Origin of the sequence: Oceaniovalibus guishaninsula JLT2003 (genome assembly GCF_000299575.1) — a bacterium.
In the GTDB taxonomy this organism is placed as follows: Bacteria; Pseudomonadota; Alphaproteobacteria; order Rhodobacterales; family Rhodobacteraceae; genus Palleronia; species Palleronia guishaninsula.
The window spans coordinates 27521-45635 of record NZ_AMGO01000012.1 but is presented as its reverse complement, the minus strand read 5'-3'; the positions used below and the strand labels follow the sequence as shown (position 1 = coordinate 45635).

The following is an 18115-nucleotide window of genomic DNA, read 5'->3' as shown; positions in this document are numbered from 1 at the left end:
CGGCCGGGTCATCGCCCGGCCGTTGTCGTTTGCGCTATTCGGCGGCGGTGATCGCCTCGACGGAAATCGGGTTGATCCAAATGGGGTTCGTGAACGCCATCTTGCCTTCCGCATCCTCGACCGTCAGCGCGATCCAGTCGGTCCCGTCCCGCGGCGTTGCCGTCACCGTGAAGGACGCGGTGGATGCCATCGGGCTGTCGGCGAAGTCCTGGCTGGCGATCTGCCCGTCGGGTCCGGTCAGGGTCGCGCGGACAAGGCCGTTGACGGCTGTCAGATCGAACGCGACTGACCGTTCGGTGCCCGGTGCGATGCGCAGCGCGGATCCGAACATGACGTCGGGTGCGATCAGCGGGCCGCGCGTGACGTAGGCATGCCCGTCCTTCAAGCCCGCCACGAACCCTTCGGCGCTGGGTTGGCCGGGGACATGGACATAGGCCCGCGCGGATCCGGTCGCGTCGTTCCAGACGTCGTGCGCGTCCGATCCGCCCGACAGATAGATACGCTGCCCCCGCGACCACAGATGCCCTGCCCGTTCGAAAACGCGGGCATCGTCGTCGGGACCGTTCAGTTCCAGCAGGTCGATATCGGACGCGAAGCCGCCCGGCACGGTTCCCGCCTCCAGGCTGGCCAGATAGCCGTAGGGGATGAAGGGGTGGTTCGACTGGATCGCGTCCGCCCCCATCCGCCGCGCTTCGGCCAGAATCTCGGCCGCGGTCGCGGTCGATGTATCGACCTGCAATTCGGCGTCCAGGTCCAGCGGATAGGCGTTGAAATGCCCCCATGACGGCGAAAGCTCGATCGACGGGATGAACGGCACGTCCCGGTCTTCCGCGATACTGGCCAAAGTCTCGTAGTTCGCGGTCGAATCGTGGTCGCTGACGAAAATCACGTCCAGACCGGCCGCCAGTTCGCTGCGCGCGACCCATTCGGGCGGCGTGGTCCCTTCAAGCTGATCCGCATGATGATGCATGTCCGAGGCCAGCCAGCCGTCTTCCTGCGGCTGCGCGACAAGGTCCAGCGTCACATCAATATCGGACGCAGCGCCGGCCTCGACCGTCGCCGGCACCTGCTGAGCGAGGCCGAGGAAACCCGCCCCGTGGCCGACGCTGAAGACATACTCGCCCGGTGCAAGTTGCGCTTCGACATGGCCGATGTCGTCCAGTTCTGTAAAAAACGTGCGGCGGCCCAGAAACTCGACCAGCGGCGCCTGACCTTCGGCGATCTCGATCCGGGCGTCGCGGGGCTGCCCCTCGCCGTCCGTGACATTGAAACGCAGCGTGCCGGGCGGTTGCAGATCCTCGAAATCCAGCGCTGCCGACTGCCCTTGCGTCAGCGTCACGCTGCGCGGCGCGGACTGCGAATAGCCCGCCGCTGTCGCATAAACGGAATAATCGCCCGCGGGCAGCGGGATCTGGTAGTTGCCGTCCGGCGTCAGCGTCCAGGCATAGGGTGTGCCCGACTTTTCAACCACCAGCACAGATTGCTTCACAAGTGTGCCGGACGATTCGATCGTGCCGGTCAGCGTTCCCGAACCGGGCGTGCCGCGCGCGATCTCGGCCGCCAGAACGGGGGCGAGGTCGCCGGTCGGCCCGACCTGAAGCCACCCCTCGAAGCTGCGGCTTTCGCCCGGCGCCAGATCGTGACCGAGATAGAGGTCCTTGGTGTCGTAATCGACATGATCGAAATAGGGCGCGTGCAGCGCGATGAACCAGTCGCGGTCATAGGCGACGACGCGGTCGGCCAGCGCGCCCGCCGCCGACTTGTCGTCGGATTCCGCGACGCCGGGCACCGGGAACAGATAGCCGCTGTCGGGCCACAGCGTGAAACCCGACAACAGGCCGTCCATCGCGGCGTCGCCGTTGTTCGTCATCGTCGTGGTCAGGTGGATCCGATCCGAACCATTCTCCAGCGTATAGGTCGTGTCGATCTCGGCCGCGCCGAAGTCGCGAACGATCCGCACGACGGCCTTCTGCGGCGTGTCCGTCACGATCTCGGCTTCGGTCCTGGTATTGGGCCACGACGACCAGTTGTTCGGGATGAAATCGGCGAAGGCGATCCGGTCGAGGTCGGGCTGACCGTCCTTGACGGCCGCCAGATCCACGATGGCCCCTCGCGGCACGCCCCAGGGCGCCTGCGAGTCGACGGCCAACGTCACCGCAAGGCGGTCGTTCGCCAGCGTGATGTCGCCCGCGGCCAGCGCCTCGCCGTCAGGGATGGGCGACGGGCCGCGCGTCACCCGTACATCGGCCATCGCCGGAAGCGCGGCGCCGATGGCCGCCCCTGTCAGTAGAAGATGCTTCAAGGACATAGCCGTCACTGCCTTTCGATGATGGGACCCGCACCAGCCAGTATGGCCAGCCGGCGACCGAATGGAAACATGGGGCCGCGACGCGGACTAACCAATCGCCGTCAGGGCGCTGGACACCGGGCGGCAGGATCGCTTTAGTTCGCGCATCCGCGCCCGCACGACAGGCGCCAAGACCGAGATCGCAGGGAGGCGACCCATGGACAGACGTTCTTTCCTTACCACCACCGCGGCGGCCGGAACCGGACTTGCGGCACTGTCCGCGCCCGCCATCGCGCAGGGCAACATGACGTGGCGGATGGTCACGACCTGGCCCAAGAACTTCCCCGGTCTGGGCGTCGGCGCGCAGCGGATGGCCGATCGCATCACGGCGGCCTCCGGTGGGCGGCTGACCATCCAGGTCTATTCCGCGGGCGAACTGGTGCCGCCCTTGCAGGCGCTGGACGCCGTCATCGACGGCACTGCCGAACTCAGCCATTCGGCCGCCTATTATTGGCAGAACAAGTCGCAAGCGCTGAACTTTTTCACCGGCGTCCCCTACGGCATGACCACGGGCGAGCTTTCGGCCTGGGTCCGTTATCTGGGCGGTCAGGAAATCTGGGACGAGATCTATGACCAGTTCGGGGTCAAGGGATTCATGTCCGGCAATACCGGCGTGCAGGCCGGCGGCTGGTTCCGAGACGAGCTGACGGGTCTCGATTCGATCAGTGGCCTGCGCTTCCGCACGCCGGGCCTTGGCGGTCAGGTCTGGGAAAAGCTGGGCGCGACCGTGACCAACATGGCCGCAGGCGAAATTTTCCAGGCGCTTCAGTCGGGAACGCTGGACGCGGCCGAGTTCGTCGGCCCCTACAACGACCTCGCTCTCGGCTTCTATCAGGTCGCCAAGAATTACTATTTCCCGTCGTTCGTGGAACCGGGCCTCGCGACCGAGCTGGTCGTGGACAAAGCGAAATATCTCGACCTTCCCGACGACCTTCAGGCGATCATCCGCGACGTATCGCAAGCGGAATACGATCAGGTGACGGCGGACTTTATCGCCAACGATCCGCGCGCGCTTCAAACGCTGGTGAACGATCACGGCGTCACGGTGCGCCAGTTCCCCGACGAAATCATCGAGGCGGGTGCCAACGCATCCAAGGAGCTGCTGCTGGGCGTGCGCGACTCGTCGGACGATCTGACGCAGCGGACGGCCACCAGCTTCCTCGACGCTCTCCGGCTGCTGCGCTCGCGCACGCAGGATGCCGACGGCGCCTTCATCGAGGCCCGCCGCAAGTATCTGGAGATTTGATGGCGGAACATCGCGGGACGGGACCGGCCGCCGGCGCGGTCCCGTCCGACGGATCGGCGTCAGACGGGAACCGGACTGGAATGCAGGTCGCTCTCGAAGCGCGGGGCCTCACAAAGGAATTCAGGGGCTTCGTCGCTGTCAACGATGTGTCGCTGAAGGTGACCGAGGGGTCGATCCACGCCCTGATCGGACCCAATGGCGCGGGCAAGACCACGTTCTTCAACCTGCTGACCAAATTCCTTCAGCCGACATCGGGCACCATCACCTATTTCGGACGCGACATCACCCGCATGTCGCCCGCCGGGATCGCGCGGCTGGGGATGGTCCGATCGTTCCAGATCTCGGCCGTCTTCGCGGATCTGAGCGTGCTGGAAAACGTCCGTATCGCGCTGCAGCGCGCCCGCGGCGAAAGCTATGACTTCTGGCGGTCCGAGAAGGTGCTTGCGCGCTACGACGGTGAGGCGCGCGGCCATGTGGACGATGTCGGTCTTTCCGATTTCGTTCATCACCGCGCGGGCGAACTTTCGTACGGCCGCAAGCGCGCGCTGGAAATCGCGACGACGCTGGCGCTCGATCCCCGGATGCTGCTGCTGGATGAACCGATGGCCGGCATGGCGCAGGAGGATGTGACCCGCATCAGCGCCCTGATCCGTCGTATCGCCCGGAACCGCACGATCCTCATGGTCGAACACAACCTGTCGGTCGTCGCCGATCTGTCGGATCGCATCACCGTGCTGGCGCGTGGCGAGATTCTGGCCGAGGGGGATTATGCCACCGTTTCCAAAGCCCCCGCCGTCATCGACGCCTATATCGGAGCCGGGCATGACTGAACCGCTGCTGAAGGTGCGCGATCTGAACGGCTGGTACGGCGAAAGCCACGTCCTGCACGGCATTGATTTCGACGTGCGCGAAGGCGAGGTGGTGACGTTGCTGGGCCGCAACGGCGCGGGCAAGACATCGACGCTGCTGGCGATCATGGGGATCCTGTCCAAACGGACGGGGTCGGTCGTCTATTCCGGCACCGAGACAATCGGAATGGAGCCGCGCCATATCGCGCGGCAGGGCATCGCGCTGTGCCCCGAGGAGCGCGGGATCTTCGCCTCGCTCAGCGTCGAGGAGAACCTGATGCTACCGCCGCGGATCGCCGATGGCGGGCTGGCGCTGAATCGCATCTTCGACCTTTTTCCGAACCTGCACGAACGGCGCCGCAGCCAGGGAACCAAGCTGTCGGGAGGAGAGCAGCAGATGCTGGCCATCGCGCGCATCCTGCGCACCGGCGCGCGGCTGCTGCTGCTGGACGAGCCGACCGAAGGACTGGCCCCGGTCATCGTGCAGCAGATCGGCCGGACCATCCAGACGCTGAAGACCGAAGGATTTACCGTCGTTCTGGTCGAACAGAATTTCCGGTTCGCCGCATCGGTCGCCGACCGGCACCACGTTGTCGATCAGGGCCGCGTCGTCGACATGATCGACGGGCGCGAGATCGACGCGAACATGGACAAGCTGCACGCCTATCTGGGCGTCTGAGCGTTCAACTGGCGCAAACGCGCCGCATCAGGGAGAGAGCGGATGATGAAGACGATACTGATGGGAAGCGCCGCGCTGGCGGCCATGACCGGCGGCGCGCTGGCGCAGGACACCATCGAGGTCACGCTGGGCGTGCTGAACGACAGATCGGGCGTCTATGCCGATCTGTCGGGCGAGGGATCGGTCGTCGCCGCGCGCATGGCGGTCGAGGATTTCAACGCCGAGGAGAAGGGCCTGGATGTAGAGATTCTGTCTGCCGACCATCAGAACAAGCCCGACATCGGCGCGAACATCGCCCGGCAATGGTACGATCAGGAGGGCGTGGATGCCATCCTCGACGTACCGACATCGTCGGTCGCGCTGGCCGTGGCCGAGATCAGCAGCCAGATGGGCGGCATCCTCATCGATTCGGGCGCCGGCACCACGGAGCTGACACGCGGCCAGTGCCAGCCGACCACGATCCACTGGACCTACGACACCGCGGCGCTTGCGACCGGTACCGGAAAGGCCATCACCGAAGCGGGCGGCGACAAGTGGTTCTTCCTGACCGCCGACTATGCCTTCGGCCATTCGCTGGAAGACGAAACATCGAAAGTCGTGCAGGAAAACGGCGGCGAGGTGGTGGGCACCGTCCGGCATCCCTTTCCCGCGACGGACTTCTCGTCGTTTCTGCTTCAAGCGCAGGGCAGCGGCGCCAATGTCATCGGGTTGGCGAATGCCGGCGGCGATACCGTCAACGCGATCAAGCAGGCATCCGAATTCGGCATAACCCAGGGGGGTCAGTCGCTGGCGGCGCTGCTGATGTTCGTAACCGACGTGCACGCGCTGGGGACCGACGTGGCGCAGGGGCTGCAATTGACCGAAGCGTTCTATTGGGACCAGAACGACGGGACGCGCGAATGGTCCGAACGGTTCGAAGAACGGCACGGTGCCAAGCCGACGATGGTGCATGCCGGCGTCTATTCCGGCACGATGCAGTATCTGCGCGCGGTCGAGGCGGTGGGCAGCACCGACGCGCTGGAAGTGGCCGCGAAGATGAAGGAAATGCCCTTCGACGACCCGCTGTTCGGCAAGGGCTATGTCCGCGGCGACGGGCGGGTGATCCACGACATGTATCTGTTCGAGGTCAAGTCGCCCGATCAGACGCAGGGCGAATGGGACCTCTATGATCAGAAGGCCGTCATCTCGGGCGAGGAGGCGTTCCTGCCGATGATCGAGGAATGCGACTTCACCAAGACGGCAGGCTAGGCCATCCGGCGCGTCGGGACGTCCGGCGCGCTGCTCAGCCAACGAAACGCGACAGGGAAACCATGTTCGAGCTTCTGGGAATACCGCCGCAGGTGCTGCTGGGTCAGCTTCTTCTGGGGCTTATCAACGGGTCGTTCTATGCCGTGCTGTCGCTTGGGCTGGCGGTGATCTTCGGCCTTCTGAACATCATCAACTTCAGCCACGGCGCGCAATACATGATGGGCGCGTTCGTGGCGTGGATGCTGCTGGCCTATCTGGGGATCGGTTACTGGTGGGCGCTGATCGCGTCGCCGCTGATCGTCGGGGCGACCGGGCTGCTGCTGGAACGGTTCGCGCTGTCCCGCCTCTACAAGCTCGATCATCTTTATGGCCTGCTGCTGACCTTCGGGGTCGCGTTGATCATTCAAGGGCTGTTCCGCAACTATTACGGCATCTCGGGGCAGCCCTATCAGATTCCCGACCTGCTGTCGGGCGGCCAAAACCTGGGGTTCATGTATCTGCCGAACTATCGCGCCTGGGTCGTGGTCGCATCCGTCATCGCCTGCCTGGGAACGTGGTTCATGATCGAGAAGACCCGCCTTGGCGCCTATCTGCGCGCGGCGACCGAGAACCCTGTTCTGGTCGGCGCGTTCGGCATCAACGTGCCGCGCATGATCATGCTGACCTATGCGTTCGGCGTGGCGCTGGCGGGATTCGCGGGCGTTCTGGCGGCGCCCATCTATTCGGTGAACCCCAACATGGGCGCCGACCTGATCATCGTCGTTTTCGCGGTCGTGGTAATCGGCGGTATGGGGTCGATCCTCGGCGCCATCGTCACCGGCTATGGCCTTGGCCTGATCGAGGGGTTGACGCGCGTGTTCTATCCCGAAGGATCGGCGGTGGTGATCTTCGTGATCATGGCCATCGTCCTGATGATCAAGCCCGAAGGCCTGTTCGGGAGGGCGAACTGATGACCGACACGACACCCGACCACGTTCCGGCCCAGCGGGCTGCGGGCATGCCGCCGCTGCACAAGGCGCTGTTTGCGGCCCTTCTGGTGCTGCTGATCGTCCTGCCCTTCGTCGTCTACCCGATCTTCGCGATGAAGGTAATGTGCTTTGCGCTGTTCGCCGCCGCCTTCAACCTTCTGCTGGGATTCGGCGGATTGCTGTCGTTCGGCCATGCGGCCTATTTCGGCGGTGCAAGCTATGTCGCGGCCCATGCCGCGAAGGTCTGGGGGTTCACGCCGGAACTGGCGGTGCTGACCGGAACCGCGGCGGCCGCCCTTCTGGGGCTGGGCATCGGCGCGCTGGCGATCCGCAGGCAGGGCATCTATTTCGCGATGGTTACGCTGGCCTTCGCGCAGATGTTCTATTTCTTCGCCCTGCAAGCCGAATTCACCGGCGGCGAAGACGGCATCCAGGCCGTGCCGCGCGGCGATCTGTTCGGCGCGATCTCGCTGCACGACAACATGGCGCTGTATTTCTTCGTTCTGGCGATCACATTCGGCGGGATCCTGTTTCTTTATCGGATCGTCCATTCGCCGTTCGGCCAGATCCTCAAGGCAATCCGCGAAAACGAACCGCGCGCGATCTCGCTCGGCTACAGCGTCAACCGCTACAAGCTGATCGTATTCACCCTGTCGGCGACCTTCGCCGGGCTGGCGGGCGCGACCAAAAGCCTGGTGTTCCAGCTTGCCTCGCTGACCGACGTGCACTGGTCCATGTCGGGCGAAGTCGTGCTGATGACGTTGCTTGGCGGGATGGGCACCGTATTCGGCCCGCTGGTCGGCGCGACGGTCATCGTCACCTTGCAGAACTATCTGGCGACCTTCGGGGCCTGGGTGACGATCATCCAGGGGGTGATCTTCGTCCTTGGCGTGCTGCTGTTCCGCGAAGGGATCGTGGGCGTGCTGTCGCGCTGGCTGAAGCGGCCGCTTTGATCGGCATGCCGTTTTCATTCGTGCGGCGGTTGCCTATGACCGGGTGATCGACGCAGCCCGGAACGCAAGCAGTATGGCCGACGCCCCGACAACGCCGTCCGCACGGCCGCCTCAGATGACAGTCAGCGACGGCACACTGGCCTTTTCCGGCGATCTGGGGATCGACTCGGTCGCCGGTCTGCCGCACGATCTGGGCGACGCGAGCCGCATCGACATCTCGGATGTCGGCCATCTGGACACGGCGGGCGCGTGGTTCGTTCTGGACTGCAAACGGCGACTTCGACGACAGGACGAGATCCCGGTCGAAGGGGCGAGCTGGGCGCAGCGGCAGATCCTCGATGCCGTCAGCCAGAACATGCCGCCCGAGGACAGCCCACCGCCGCAACGCGCGGGCCTTGCCGAAAGGATCGAACGCTTTGGCCGGGCCACCGTCGGCTTCGCGCGCATTGCGGTCGAGTTGACGGGTTTCCTGGGGCAGGTCGTCGCGACGATGGGTGGGATCGTCATGCATCCGCGTCGCCTGCGGATCACGTCGCTTGTCCATCACATGCAGGATACCGGCCTGAACGCCGTGCCGATCGTCGTGCTGATGTCGTTCCTGATCGGCGTCGTGCTGGCGTTTCAGGGGGCCGCCCAGCTACGCCAGTTCGGGGCCGAGGTTTTTGTCGTCGATCTGATCGCCATCGCCGTGCTGCGCGAACTGGGCATCCTGCTGACCGCGATCATCGTGGCCGGGCGGTCGGGATCGGCTTTCACCGCCGCCATCGGTTCGATGAAGATGCGCGAGGAAGTGGACGCCATGCGCACGCTTGGCCTCGACCCGATCGCCATTCTGGTCGTGCCGCGGGTGCTGGCGCTGATGCTGATGCTGCCGGTTCTGGGTTTTCTGGCCGATGTCGCGGGGCTGCTTGGCGGCGCGATGATGGCCTGGATCGAACTGGGCGTGTCGCCGGCGGTCTTTCAGTCACGTCTGGTGGCCAATACCGATGTCTGGCACTTTCTGGTCGGTATCATCAAGGCCCCGTTCTTCGCCCTGATCGTCGGCGTGATCGGCTGCTACGAAGGGTTGAAAGTGGGCGGCAACGCGGATTCGCTGGGCCGGTTGACATCCACCTCGGTGGTCGTCGCGATCTTCATGGTGATCGTCGTCGATGCGATCTTCTCGATCTTCTTCGCCATTGTGGGGGTCTGACGATGGCGCGGGACGACGATTCCATCATCAAGGTGCGGGGGCTGAAGAAAAGCTTCGGCACGCATGTCGTCCACGAAGGGCTCGATCTCGATGTGAGGCGGGGCGAGATCATCGGCATCGTCGGCGGGTCCGGCACCGGGAAATCCGTGCTCTTGCAGCAGATCGTCGGACTGCTGAAACCCGATGCCGGCCGGATCGAGGTGTTCGGCGAAAGCGTGCGCGACACCTCGCCCGACGAATATCGCCGCCTGCGCCGGCGCTGGGGTGTCATGTTTCAGGACGGCGCGCTCTTTTCGTCGCTGACCGTCCGTCAGAATGTCGAAGCTCCGATGCGCGAACAACTGCATCTGCCCGACGATCTGCGCGAGACGCTGGCAGGCATCAAGGTGCGCATGGTCGGCCTGCCCGAAAACGCGCAAGACAAGTATCCGTCGGAACTGTCCGGTGGAATGCGGAAGCGCGCGGGTTTCGCCCGCGCCATCGCGCTGGACCCTGAAATCGTGTTCCTGGACGAACCGACCGCGGGCCTCGATCCTATTGGCGCGGCCGCGTTCGACAGGCTGATCGGCCAACTGCAATCGGCCCTGGGGCTGACGGTCTTCATGGTCACGCACGATCTGGACTCGCTGCACGCGATCTGCGACCGGGTGGCGGTGCTGGCCGAAAAGCGCGTGCTGGCTGTCGGCACGATGGCCGAGATGCTGAAGATCGACCACCCCTGGGTGCGCGAATATTTTCACGGTCCCCGTGCCCGCGCGGCGCTGGGACCGGATGCGACGGACGAGGTCGGCTGATGGAAACACGTGCGAATTTCATCCTTATCGGGGCGTTCACCCTTGCCGGGATTCTCGGCGCGTTGGGATTCTTCGTCTGGCTGGCAAGTGTGCAGCTTGATCGACAGTATGAAACCTACGGCATCTTTTTTGACGATGTGTCGGGCCTCGACGCGTCGGGCGACGTGCTGTTCAACGGCATCACGGTGGGCAAGGTCATCGCGCTGCGGATCTCGGACGTCGATCCGTCCAAGGTCTATGCCGAGATTGAGGTCGATGCCGCGACCCCCGTGCGCGAGGATACGGTCGCGCAGTTGATGTCGCAGGGCGTGACGGGGGTTTCCTATGTCTCGCTCTCCAACAGCCGCCGCGAAGCGCCGCCCCTGACCGCCCCTGACGGAGAGACCCCGATCATCCCGTCGCGGCGGTCCACCGTTCAGCAACTGGTCGAGGATGCCCCGGATCTTCTGACCGAGGCGACCGAGCTTCTGACACGCCTTCAGGCTTTCGCAGGCCCGGAGAACCAGGCGCATGTCACGGAAATTCTCGGCAATCTGGATGCGGCATCCGGCGGACTGGAACAGGCGTTGACCGATTTCTCGGCCATTACCGGGACGGTCGGCGATGCGGCGGGCCAGATCGGGCAGTTCACCGAAAGGCTGGACCGGATCGGCGCGGCCGCCGAAACGACGCTGGGCAACGCCGACGGAACGCTTCAGGCCGCGACCGGCGCCTTCGGGGCGGCCCAGACAGCCATCGAACAGGCAACGCCGGCAATCGACAGCGCGACCGCCGCGTTCGCGCAGGCCGAGAACTTGATGCGCGACGACATCGCCCAAATCGTGGCCCGGCTGGACGACATGACCGCAACGCTGGACCGGGCCATCGCCGACCTGGCCGCGCGCGCTGGCGACACGCTGGACGGGTTCGGCAGCACGGCGGACCTTCTGAACGCGCGGCTTGTCGAACTCGAAGGGACGCTCGACAGTGCCGACACGGCTTTCGCGGCCGTGACCGAGGCATCCGAAAGCCTCGATGCGCTGGTCGATGGCGACGGCGCGGCGCTGGTATCCGAAGCACGTACCGTCCTCGACCGGGTCGGGTCCGCACTGGCGAGTATCGAGACGGTGTTCGAACAGGATGTTCCCGCCATCGTTGGCGATGTCCGCGCCGCCGTCAGTACCGCCACACGCGCCGTGGACCGCGTAGCGGACGATGTGACCGGCTTTACGGCGGGGCTGGAACCCTTGACCGATGATGCCGGCGAAACCCTGGAAACCGCGACCGCCGCATTCCGGCGCGCCACGGCGACACTGGACAGGCTGGACGGATCGCTCGACACGGCGGACGGGGCGCTGACCTCGGCGCGAGATGCGTTTCAGGCGGCGACGGATGCTCTGGACACCGACCTGGAACCGACGCTCAGCAACATTCGCAGCGCCAGTGACCGGATCGGCGAAGCGGCCGCGCGGGTTTCCGACGATCTGCCCCAGATCACGTCCGACCTGCGCGCCCTGATCGGCCGCGCCGACGATGTGGTGGCTCAGGTGCAAAGCGCGGTTTCGGACGCCGCGCCGGGGCTTAGCGATTTCGCGACAGGCGGCCTGCCCGAATTGGGTCGTCTGGCCGCCGAGGCGCGCACGCTGGTCGGTTCCCTGGATCAGCTCGTGCGACGGATCGAACGCGACCCTGCGCGGTTCATACTCGACGAACGCGTGCCCGAATACCGGAGATGACCCGATGACGATCCCATCCCTGACCCGCCGCGCCGCCTTGCTGGGGGCCGCGGCCTCGCTCGGCGGGTGCAACGCGATCTCGTCCCTGAACGCGGCGGCGACGGTTCTGGACACCTACGATCTTGTGCCGCCGGCCGCGCCGACGCAGACACGCCGGTCGGGCCAGACGCTTCTGGTCGCGCGCCCCGTCGCCCCCGCGGCGTTGACGAGCGACCGCATCCTCGTCAGGCCCACCCCGGTTTCCGTCACCTATCTGCCCGAGGCGCGCTGGTCCGATGAAGTGCCCGCGCTGTTGCAGACGCTTCTGGTCAGGTCCATCGCCGCCACGGGCGGGGTCGGCTATGTCGGACCCAGCGAAGGCGGGCCGGTCCCCGACCGCGCGCTTCTTGGCCGGATCGACGCGTTCGAGATCGACGTGCGCGACGGCGCCATGATCGCAACGGTGGACTTCGACCTGACCCTGCTGCGCGACCGCGACCAGAGCTTGATCGCCTCTCGCGGTTTCCGCCTGTCGGCCCCGGCCGTGAACGACACCCCCCTGGCCGTCGTCGCCGCCTTTCAGCGGATCGTCGACGACCTTCTGCCACAGGCCGCCGATTGGGTGGTCCGCGCCGGCTAGATCCGGCGCGGATCGACCAGTGTGACCCGTTCGCGGGCCGCAATCAGCGGAACATCCTCGGCGAACCTGTCGCGCAGGCGGTCGCGTTCGTTGTCCGACCAGGGATCGAAGGCGGGATAGTCGCGCCCCTTTGGATAGCTGCGCACGATCTGTCGTTGCGCGGCGCGGCTCCACCGTCCTTCGGCATGAAGCGCCGCGATACGATTCACCGCTTCTTGCGAAAATCCCGGACGTTCGGAATGATCGACGCGAACGAAATCGCTGCGCGGCAGCCCCAGCACCGCCTCGCACAGAACCGCTTCGTTGCCCCGCAGGGCTTCGGCGGTATAGACGGTCAGGCCGGATTGCGGAAAGGCCGCCAGCAGCGCATCGACAAGCGGCACCCATGACAAAAGGTCGAACGGCGTTTCCAGAAAGTCGCGGAACCGCCGGAACGGCACGGCCTTCAGCGCCTCGCAATAAAGCGACGGAATGAACCCCGTCATGTCCCTGATCGCCAGCACCAGGCGGGGCGCGCGCAGATCCAGCCGGTCGGCGAGTTCCGACGACCGTACTGCTCCTTCGGGATAGACGCCGAAGGACGACAGGACGTTCTGCGACAGCCCCAGGATATTCTCGTCGAAGATGACGCGCCGGCGTCCGTCGGCCATGCCCATGGTCGGCCATTCAGGCGGCGGGCCAGGCCGGTCGAGCAACGGCACGATCGTCGCGGCGCGCATCGCTTCGCGCGGGAAATAGGCGATACCGCGCGCTTCCAGCGCATCGGTGGACGCTTCAAGGCAGGCCTGAAGGAAGGTCGTGCCCGTCTTGTGCGCCCCGACCCACAGGATCGGCGGCTCGGGGTCGGGCGGCCGGTCAATGAGGGACGGCACCGGCAACGCGGTCGTTCCCTTCAGGGCACTGAAGCGGCGCACCGGATCATCGCTGCACGGGGCGGGGTCCGATGCGACCTGCGCCGCGCCTTGCCTTTCCGCCTGCGACAGCCGCCGCTCAAGCTCGGCAATGGCCTGCTGCTGCGTCGTGGCATCCCGCTCCGCGCATATCGCCATCAGGCGGCGTTCGGCCGTGCCGACGTCGCCCTTGCGCAGCGCATCGAACAGCCCTGCCAGGATCGGGTCGCGCAGTTCTTCGTCGCGCACCGTCCGCCAATGCCCGACCGGCGCGGCGCGCAACGTCCGGCTTGCGGCGGCGACCCAATCCGCGATGGCGGTCTGGCGCAGGCGCTGGGGATGCCAGCGTAGGTTGACGACAAGCCAGCGCAACGCGTCGGCTCGCAGCACGCGGGTCATACCCGGCAGGGTCAATATCCGGCGATAATGGTCGAAGAAGGCCAGCAGCGCGCCGTCCCGCACCAGCATCGTTCGGCCCGGACGGTCCAGCCGGTGACGGCAAACGATTTCGGAGGTGAAGGCGATGCGGCGCGCGGCGAGGCAGACCTGCCAGTGAAACGGATTGTCCTCGAAGAAGAATTCGCCCTCGGGAAAGCGCAGATGGCGGGCCTCGAGAAATTCGCGCCGATAGAACTTGCGCCACGGCACCGCCTGCATCCGCAGCGCGATCCGCTGCCGGTGACGGGGCGCGGCGGCCACGGCTTCGGCCCATATCCCGGCATCGAAGGGCCGCGTGATCCGGCCGGTGCCGTCGCTCCATTCCTCGTAATCCGCGATCAGGATGTCGTCAGGCGCGGTGCCGGCCAGGCTGGCCTCGAAAATCGACCGCGCGGCCTTGAAGCCGTCGGGCACAAGCGTGTCGTCCCCGTCGAGGAACGCGACGATATCCTTCGTGGCCCTGCTCAGCCCGATATTCGCGGCCGGTCCCACCCCGCCCGGCGTGTTCGTGGCCAGCAGCACCTTGACGAACGCCACCTCGGGGGGCCGCTTGGCAAAATGTTCGAAGGTTGAGATGCGGGCCGCGGTTCCATCGCTCGACCCGTCATCGACGACGATCAGCTCGTCCCCCGGCTGCAGGATCGCCAGCGCGCTGTGCAACGCGGCATCGACCCACGGCGCGACGTTATAGGCGGTGACGATCAGGCTCAGGCTGGCTGGCATCGCGCGGCTTCCAGATGGTCGAGGATTCGCGCGGCGATCTCGGGCTCTGCTTCAGCGATGGCGGCGAAGGCCCGCTCGTCAAACGCGCCGGCAAGGAAGGCGCGCGCGCGGTCGAGGAAAATCTGCCGGAACTCGGGCTCCAGCGTGTCCAGCCCCCAGTCGAACAGGCGCACGGCAAACCGGGCGAAAGCCGGGGCAAGATCGGGTGCCAACCGCGCCACATCCCAAGCGACGGGCGCGAGGGCACGCGTCACCTCGGCCCTCTCGGCCCCGCGGCGGTTGGTCAGACGCCCCGCGCCGTCGCGCACGTAGTGATAGACGGCCATCCTGTCCGAGACAAGCATGCGGTCGGCCCGGATCAGGCTGCGCCAGTGAAGCTCGATATCGTTGTGCACCAGCAATTCGGTGCAGCCGATCCCCTGTTCGCGCAGAAATCCGGTGCGATAGACCTTGTTCCAGGGATAGGCGGCGATCTGGATGATTTGAGGCAGCATCGCGCGCGGTAGCGGCCCGAGCAGACCATGGATGCCGGCCTTGCGCCATAGTTCCGCGTCATCGGGCAGCGGGCCCCAACCGCCACCGGACGCGACGCGGCTGTCGACATGCGCGAACAGGCAAAGATCGAACGCGTCGCCAGGTTCCTGCGCCAGATCGGCGGCCAGATATCCGAATTCGTCCAGCAGCCTGTCGTCGCTGTCCAGAAACACCACACGATCGGCGGTGACATGTCGCAGGCCACGGTTGCGCGCATAACCGGCCCCGCGTTGCTGGGCGTTGCGCAGCTGGACGACGCGCAATCCTTTCACCGTTTCGGGGTGGGCGGCCAGGCGGTGCTGCACCGGGGGAAACGAAGAATCGTCGACGATCACCACCTCGTCGAAACAGGCCAGCGCCTTCATATCGTCCAGAAGGGCAAGCAATCCGTCGAAGTCGTTCCAGACCGGGATAACGGCCGAAAGCCCCGTCATGCCGCGAAGAACCGCAGATCGTGCAGCGACAGAGAAAAGGAATGGGTCGGAAGAAACAGGATCAGTTCGCGCCAGTCTGCCCGCGCGGGCAGATCGACGCGGCGATCGGGCTCCATCGTGTCGATGTGCTGAAGGGGCTGGAAATGGACGGCCATCGCCTTGTCGAAAAACGCATCGACGAACCCGCCGCGCAGCCCCGACCGCAGGCAAGCCGAAACCGCCAGCGCCTCGGGCGCGGTCGCGCGCGCGGTTATGCCCACGATGCCCAGGCCCGCCGTCTGGTAAAGTGCCAGCGGAACATGCAGGCCAAGCCAGCGTCCGGGCCGTTCCACCCGCGCCTCGATCTCCATCAGCCGCCCGGCGGGACTGCGCAACCGGATGTCGGCGCGCGCCTCGGGATCGACCATCAGCTTGATACCGCCCGCCATCGGCGCATCGGACACCACCCGCGACCAGCCGGCCGTGCCGGCCCGCAGCGACCGGATCGCCGCGTTGGCGTCGTCCAAGGCGTTGCGCCTTACAAGCCCGGCAACCATGTCACGATACCCGGAAAGAGGAACAGGATGGAGATTCCGACGATCTGCAACAGCACGAAGGGGATGATCCCGCGATAGATGGCCGAGGTCGGCAGCGTGTCGGGCGCGACGCCCCGCAAATAGAACAGCGCGAAACCGAAGGGCGGCGTCAGGAACGACGTTTGCAGGTTCATCCCGACCAGCACCCCCAGCCAGACCGGATTCACGTCCAGTGCCAGCAGCACCGGGGCGGTGATCGGGATGACGATGAAGATGATCTCGAACGTGTCGAGGATGAAGCCCAGCACGAACATCAGCGCCATGACCGCCAGGATCGCGGTCAGCGCGCCGCCGGGCAGCGATGTCAGAATTTCGTGCACCAGATTGTCGCCGCCCATCAGGCGGAACACGATGGAAAAGACCGATGCGCCGAACAGGATGATGAACACCATCGAGGTGATGGTCGCGGTCGCGATGACGGTCTCTTGCAGGATCGGCAACGACAGCCGCCAGCGCATGGCGGCCAGCACCATCGCGCCCACCGCACCCACCGACGCCGCTTCGGTCGGGGTGGCGATGCCCCCCAGAATGGACCCCAGGACGGCAAGGATCAGCAACATCGGCGGAACCAGCGCGACGACGACCTCGCGCACCAGATCCTTGCGTTCTTCGGGCGGCACGGGCGTCGCGGGGCACGATTGCGGATCGGTGATCGCCTTGAACGCGACCCAGCCGCCGTAAAGCGCCACCAGCAGGAATCCCGGCAGCAGCGCACCGGCGAACAGATCGCCCACCGAAACCGGGGTCGGAGCGAAATTGCCTTTGGCCATCTGCACCTGACTGTTGATCCCCGACAGCATGTCGCCCATGAAGATCAGCACCGTGGACGGCGGAATGATCTGGCCCAGCGTGCCGCTGGCGCAGATGACCCCGGTGGCAAGTTTCGGATCGTAGCCCGCCCGCAGCATCGCGGGAAGCGAGATCAGCCCCATCGTCACCACCGTCGCGCCCACCACGCCGGTCGAGGCCGCCAGCATCGCGCCAACCAGCACCACCGACAGCCCCAGCCCGCCGCGCAGGTTGCCGAAAAGCTTGGACATCGTCAGCAGCAACTGTTCGGCGATGCGCGACCGTTCCAGCATCACCCCCATGAAGATGAACAGCGGCACCGCCACCAGCACCTCGCTGGACATGAAGCCGATATAGCGGTTGGGCAGGCTGCCGAAATTGCTGGGATCGAACACTCCCAGCCCCCAGCCTACGAAGCCGAACATCAACGACACGCCCGCCAGCGTGAAGGCAACCGGAAAGCCCAGCATCAGAAACGCGATGATTCCGAAGAACATCAGCCCCGACAGAAGCTCGCCCAGCAGAACGCTGTCCATCAGGCCGGATCCTCGCCGGGGACATGCGCCGCCCCCTCATACCGCAGCCGCACCGGCAGCAGATCCTGCCGCCCGCCCAGAACGAGGATGGATCGCAACGCCATCGCCACCCCCTGCAAGCCGACCAGAACGGCAAAGACCAGAACGAACGACTTCAGCACGAACAAGCCCGGCATGCCGCCCACGTTGGACGATCCTTCGCGCAAGCCCCACGACCGTTCGACGAAGGGCAGCGCATAGACGAACACCACGATCACGAAGGGCAGCAGGAAGACGCAGACCCCCACCAGATCGATCATCGCCTTCCACCGCAAACTGGCCGGGCGATAGAAGATGTCCACGCGCACATGATCGTCGCGTTGCAGGGCGAACCCGGCCACGGCCGTGAACATCGCGCCGTTCAGCCAGATATAGAGATCCTGCATCCAGAGATAGCTGACCGAGAACACATAGCGCTGCACCACGACGGTGAAGCAGACCACGACGATCCCCAGAGACAGCCAGGCGAATACCCGCCCGACGGCGATGTTGATGCCCGATATGATGCGGATGGCCGCCGCGATGGCGTTCATGTGACCCCCGGAAAT

The 18115-nt window shown here is 65.6% G+C and carries 16 protein-coding genes; 10 read left to right on the top strand and 6 right to left on the bottom strand.

All coding sequences use genetic code 11. The features are described 5' to 3' along the window. Positions 1-34: 34 nt before the first annotated feature. Positions 35-2308: a CehA/McbA family metallohydrolase gene (locus tag OCGS_RS04635; protein WP_007426076.1), complete on the bottom strand. Its 2274-nt coding sequence runs from the start codon at positions 2306-2308 to the stop codon at positions 35-37. 196 nt (positions 2309-2504) lie between these two features. On the opposite strand from OCGS_RS04635, the gene OCGS_RS04630 reads away from it, so the two are divergent. The 10 genes from OCGS_RS04630 to OCGS_RS04585 all read left to right on the top strand — a co-directional run bounded on the left by OCGS_RS04630 (position 2505) and on the right by OCGS_RS04585 (position 12609). Continuing rightward, positions 2505-3593, top strand: coding sequence for a TRAP transporter substrate-binding protein (locus OCGS_RS04630; RefSeq protein ID WP_007426075.1), 1089 nt, complete (start codon positions 2505-2507; stop codon positions 3591-3593). A gap of 80 nt (positions 3594-3673) precedes the next feature. Continuing rightward, on the top strand, positions 3674-4423 hold the full coding sequence (locus OCGS_RS04625; protein ID WP_007426074.1) for an ABC transporter ATP-binding protein: 750 nt from the start codon (positions 3674-3676) through the stop codon (positions 4421-4423). Continuing rightward, positions 4416-5120, top strand: coding sequence for an ABC transporter ATP-binding protein (locus tag OCGS_RS04620; protein ID WP_007426073.1), 705 nt, complete (start codon positions 4416-4418; stop codon positions 5118-5120). Before OCGS_RS04625 ends, OCGS_RS04620 begins: the two co-directional genes overlap by 8 nt. A 45-nt stretch (positions 5121-5165) precedes the next feature. Continuing rightward, on the top strand, positions 5166-6368 hold the full coding sequence (locus OCGS_RS04615; RefSeq protein ID WP_193372850.1) for an ABC transporter substrate-binding protein: 1203 nt from the start codon (positions 5166-5168) through the stop codon (positions 6366-6368). A 62-nt stretch (positions 6369-6430) separates the two neighbouring features. Further along, entirely contained in the window at positions 6431-7318 is an 888-nt protein-coding gene (locus OCGS_RS04610; protein ID WP_007426071.1) for a branched-chain amino acid ABC transporter permease, read from the top strand. Next, on the top strand, positions 7318-8289 hold the full coding sequence (locus OCGS_RS04605) for a branched-chain amino acid ABC transporter permease (protein ID WP_007426070.1): 972 nt from the start codon (positions 7318-7320) through the stop codon (positions 8287-8289). Before OCGS_RS04610 ends, OCGS_RS04605 begins: the two co-directional genes overlap by 1 nt. A 115-nt stretch (positions 8290-8404) precedes the next feature. After that, on the top strand, positions 8405-9481 hold the full coding sequence (locus tag OCGS_RS04600; RefSeq protein WP_007426069.1) for an ABC transporter permease: 1077 nt from the start codon (positions 8405-8407) through the stop codon (positions 9479-9481). Positions 9482-9483: 2 nt separating this feature from the next. Then, positions 9484-10275 carry an ABC transporter ATP-binding protein gene (locus tag OCGS_RS04595; RefSeq protein ID WP_007426068.1) on the top strand — a complete coding sequence of 264 codons (792 nt, stop codon included), beginning with the start codon at positions 9484-9486 and terminating at the stop codon, positions 10273-10275. Beyond that, a complete protein-coding gene (locus OCGS_RS04590; protein WP_007426067.1) occupies positions 10275-11990 on the top strand; it encodes an MlaD family protein in 1716 nt (571 codons plus the stop codon). The genes OCGS_RS04595 and OCGS_RS04590 overlap by 1 nt, the downstream gene beginning before the upstream one ends. A 4-nt stretch (positions 11991-11994) precedes the next feature. Next, positions 11995-12609 (top strand): ABC-type transport auxiliary lipoprotein family protein, encoded by a 615-nt coding sequence (locus OCGS_RS04585; RefSeq protein WP_007426066.1) that lies wholly within the window; start codon positions 11995-11997, stop codon positions 12607-12609. Here the strand turns inward: OCGS_RS04585 and OCGS_RS04580 are convergent. From OCGS_RS04580 to OCGS_RS04560, 5 genes are read right to left on the bottom strand one after another with little or no spacing between them, the layout of a single operon-like run. Next, positions 12606-14660 (bottom strand): glycosyltransferase family 2 protein, encoded by a 2055-nt coding sequence (locus OCGS_RS04580; protein WP_007426065.1) that lies wholly within the window; start codon positions 14658-14660, stop codon positions 12606-12608. The two genes, OCGS_RS04585 and OCGS_RS04580, sit on opposite strands and share 4 nt — an antisense overlap. After that, on the bottom strand, positions 14645-15628 hold the full coding sequence (locus OCGS_RS04575) for a glycosyltransferase family 2 protein (protein WP_007426064.1): 984 nt from the start codon (positions 15626-15628) through the stop codon (positions 14645-14647). Before OCGS_RS04575 ends, OCGS_RS04580 begins: the two co-directional genes overlap by 16 nt. Continuing rightward, positions 15625-16134, bottom strand: a complete 510-nt coding sequence (locus OCGS_RS04570; protein ID WP_007426063.1) for a hypothetical protein — start codon at positions 16132-16134, stop codon at positions 15625-15627. Before OCGS_RS04570 ends, OCGS_RS04575 begins: the two co-directional genes overlap by 4 nt. Positions 16135-16145: 11 nt before the next feature. Then, the gene (locus OCGS_RS04565) at positions 16146-17528 is read right to left on the bottom strand and encodes a TRAP transporter large permease (protein ID WP_007426062.1); all 1383 of its coding nucleotides are present in this window, start codon (positions 17526-17528) and stop codon (positions 16146-16148) included. Continuing rightward, a complete protein-coding gene (locus OCGS_RS04560) occupies positions 17528-18100 on the bottom strand; it encodes a TRAP transporter small permease subunit (protein ID WP_007426061.1) in 573 nt (190 codons plus the stop codon). The genes OCGS_RS04565 and OCGS_RS04560 overlap by 1 nt, the downstream gene beginning before the upstream one ends. Between the last annotated feature and the right edge of the window lie 15 nt (positions 18101-18115).

Bases quoted from the DNA above. Each gene is read 5' to 3' on its own strand.
- OCGS_RS04605 (WP_007426070.1), top strand. From the start codon at position 7,318: ATGACCGACACGACACCCGACCACGTTCCGGCCCAGCGGGCTGCGGGC.
- OCGS_RS04575 (WP_007426064.1), bottom strand. From the start codon at position 15,628: ATGACGGGGCTTTCGGCCGTTATCCCGGTCTGGAACGACTTCGACGGA.
- OCGS_RS04580 (WP_007426065.1), bottom strand. From the start codon at position 14,660: ATGCCAGCCAGCCTGAGCCTGATCGTCACCGCCTATAACGTCGCGCCG.
- OCGS_RS04600 (WP_007426069.1), top strand. From the start codon at position 8,405: ATGACAGTCAGCGACGGCACACTGGCCTTTTCCGGCGATCTGGGGATC.
- OCGS_RS04620 (WP_007426073.1), top strand. From the start codon at position 4,416: ATGACTGAACCGCTGCTGAAGGTGCGCGATCTGAACGGCTGGTACGGC.
- OCGS_RS04560 (WP_007426061.1), bottom strand. From the start codon at position 18,100: ATGAACGCCATCGCGGCGGCCATCCGCATCATATCGGGCATCAACATC.
- OCGS_RS04630 (WP_007426075.1), top strand. From the start codon at position 2,505: ATGGACAGACGTTCTTTCCTTACCACCACCGCGGCGGCCGGAACCGGA.
- OCGS_RS04595 (WP_007426068.1), top strand. From the start codon at position 9,484: ATGGCGCGGGACGACGATTCCATCATCAAGGTGCGGGGGCTGAAGAAA.
- OCGS_RS04615 (WP_193372850.1), top strand. From the start codon at position 5,166: ATGAAGACGATACTGATGGGAAGCGCCGCGCTGGCGGCCATGACCGGC.
- OCGS_RS04610 (WP_007426071.1), top strand. From the start codon at position 6,431: ATGTTCGAGCTTCTGGGAATACCGCCGCAGGTGCTGCTGGGTCAGCTT.
- OCGS_RS04625 (WP_007426074.1), top strand. From the start codon at position 3,674: ATGCAGGTCGCTCTCGAAGCGCGGGGCCTCACAAAGGAATTCAGGGGC.
- OCGS_RS04565 (WP_007426062.1), bottom strand. From the start codon at position 17,528: ATGGACAGCGTTCTGCTGGGCGAGCTTCTGTCGGGGCTGATGTTCTTC.
- OCGS_RS04590 (WP_007426067.1), top strand. From the start codon at position 10,275: ATGGAAACACGTGCGAATTTCATCCTTATCGGGGCGTTCACCCTTGCC.
- OCGS_RS04585 (WP_007426066.1), top strand. From the start codon at position 11,995: ATGACGATCCCATCCCTGACCCGCCGCGCCGCCTTGCTGGGGGCCGCG.
- OCGS_RS04635 (WP_007426076.1), bottom strand. From the start codon at position 2,308: ATGTCCTTGAAGCATCTTCTACTGACAGGGGCGGCCATCGGCGCCGCG.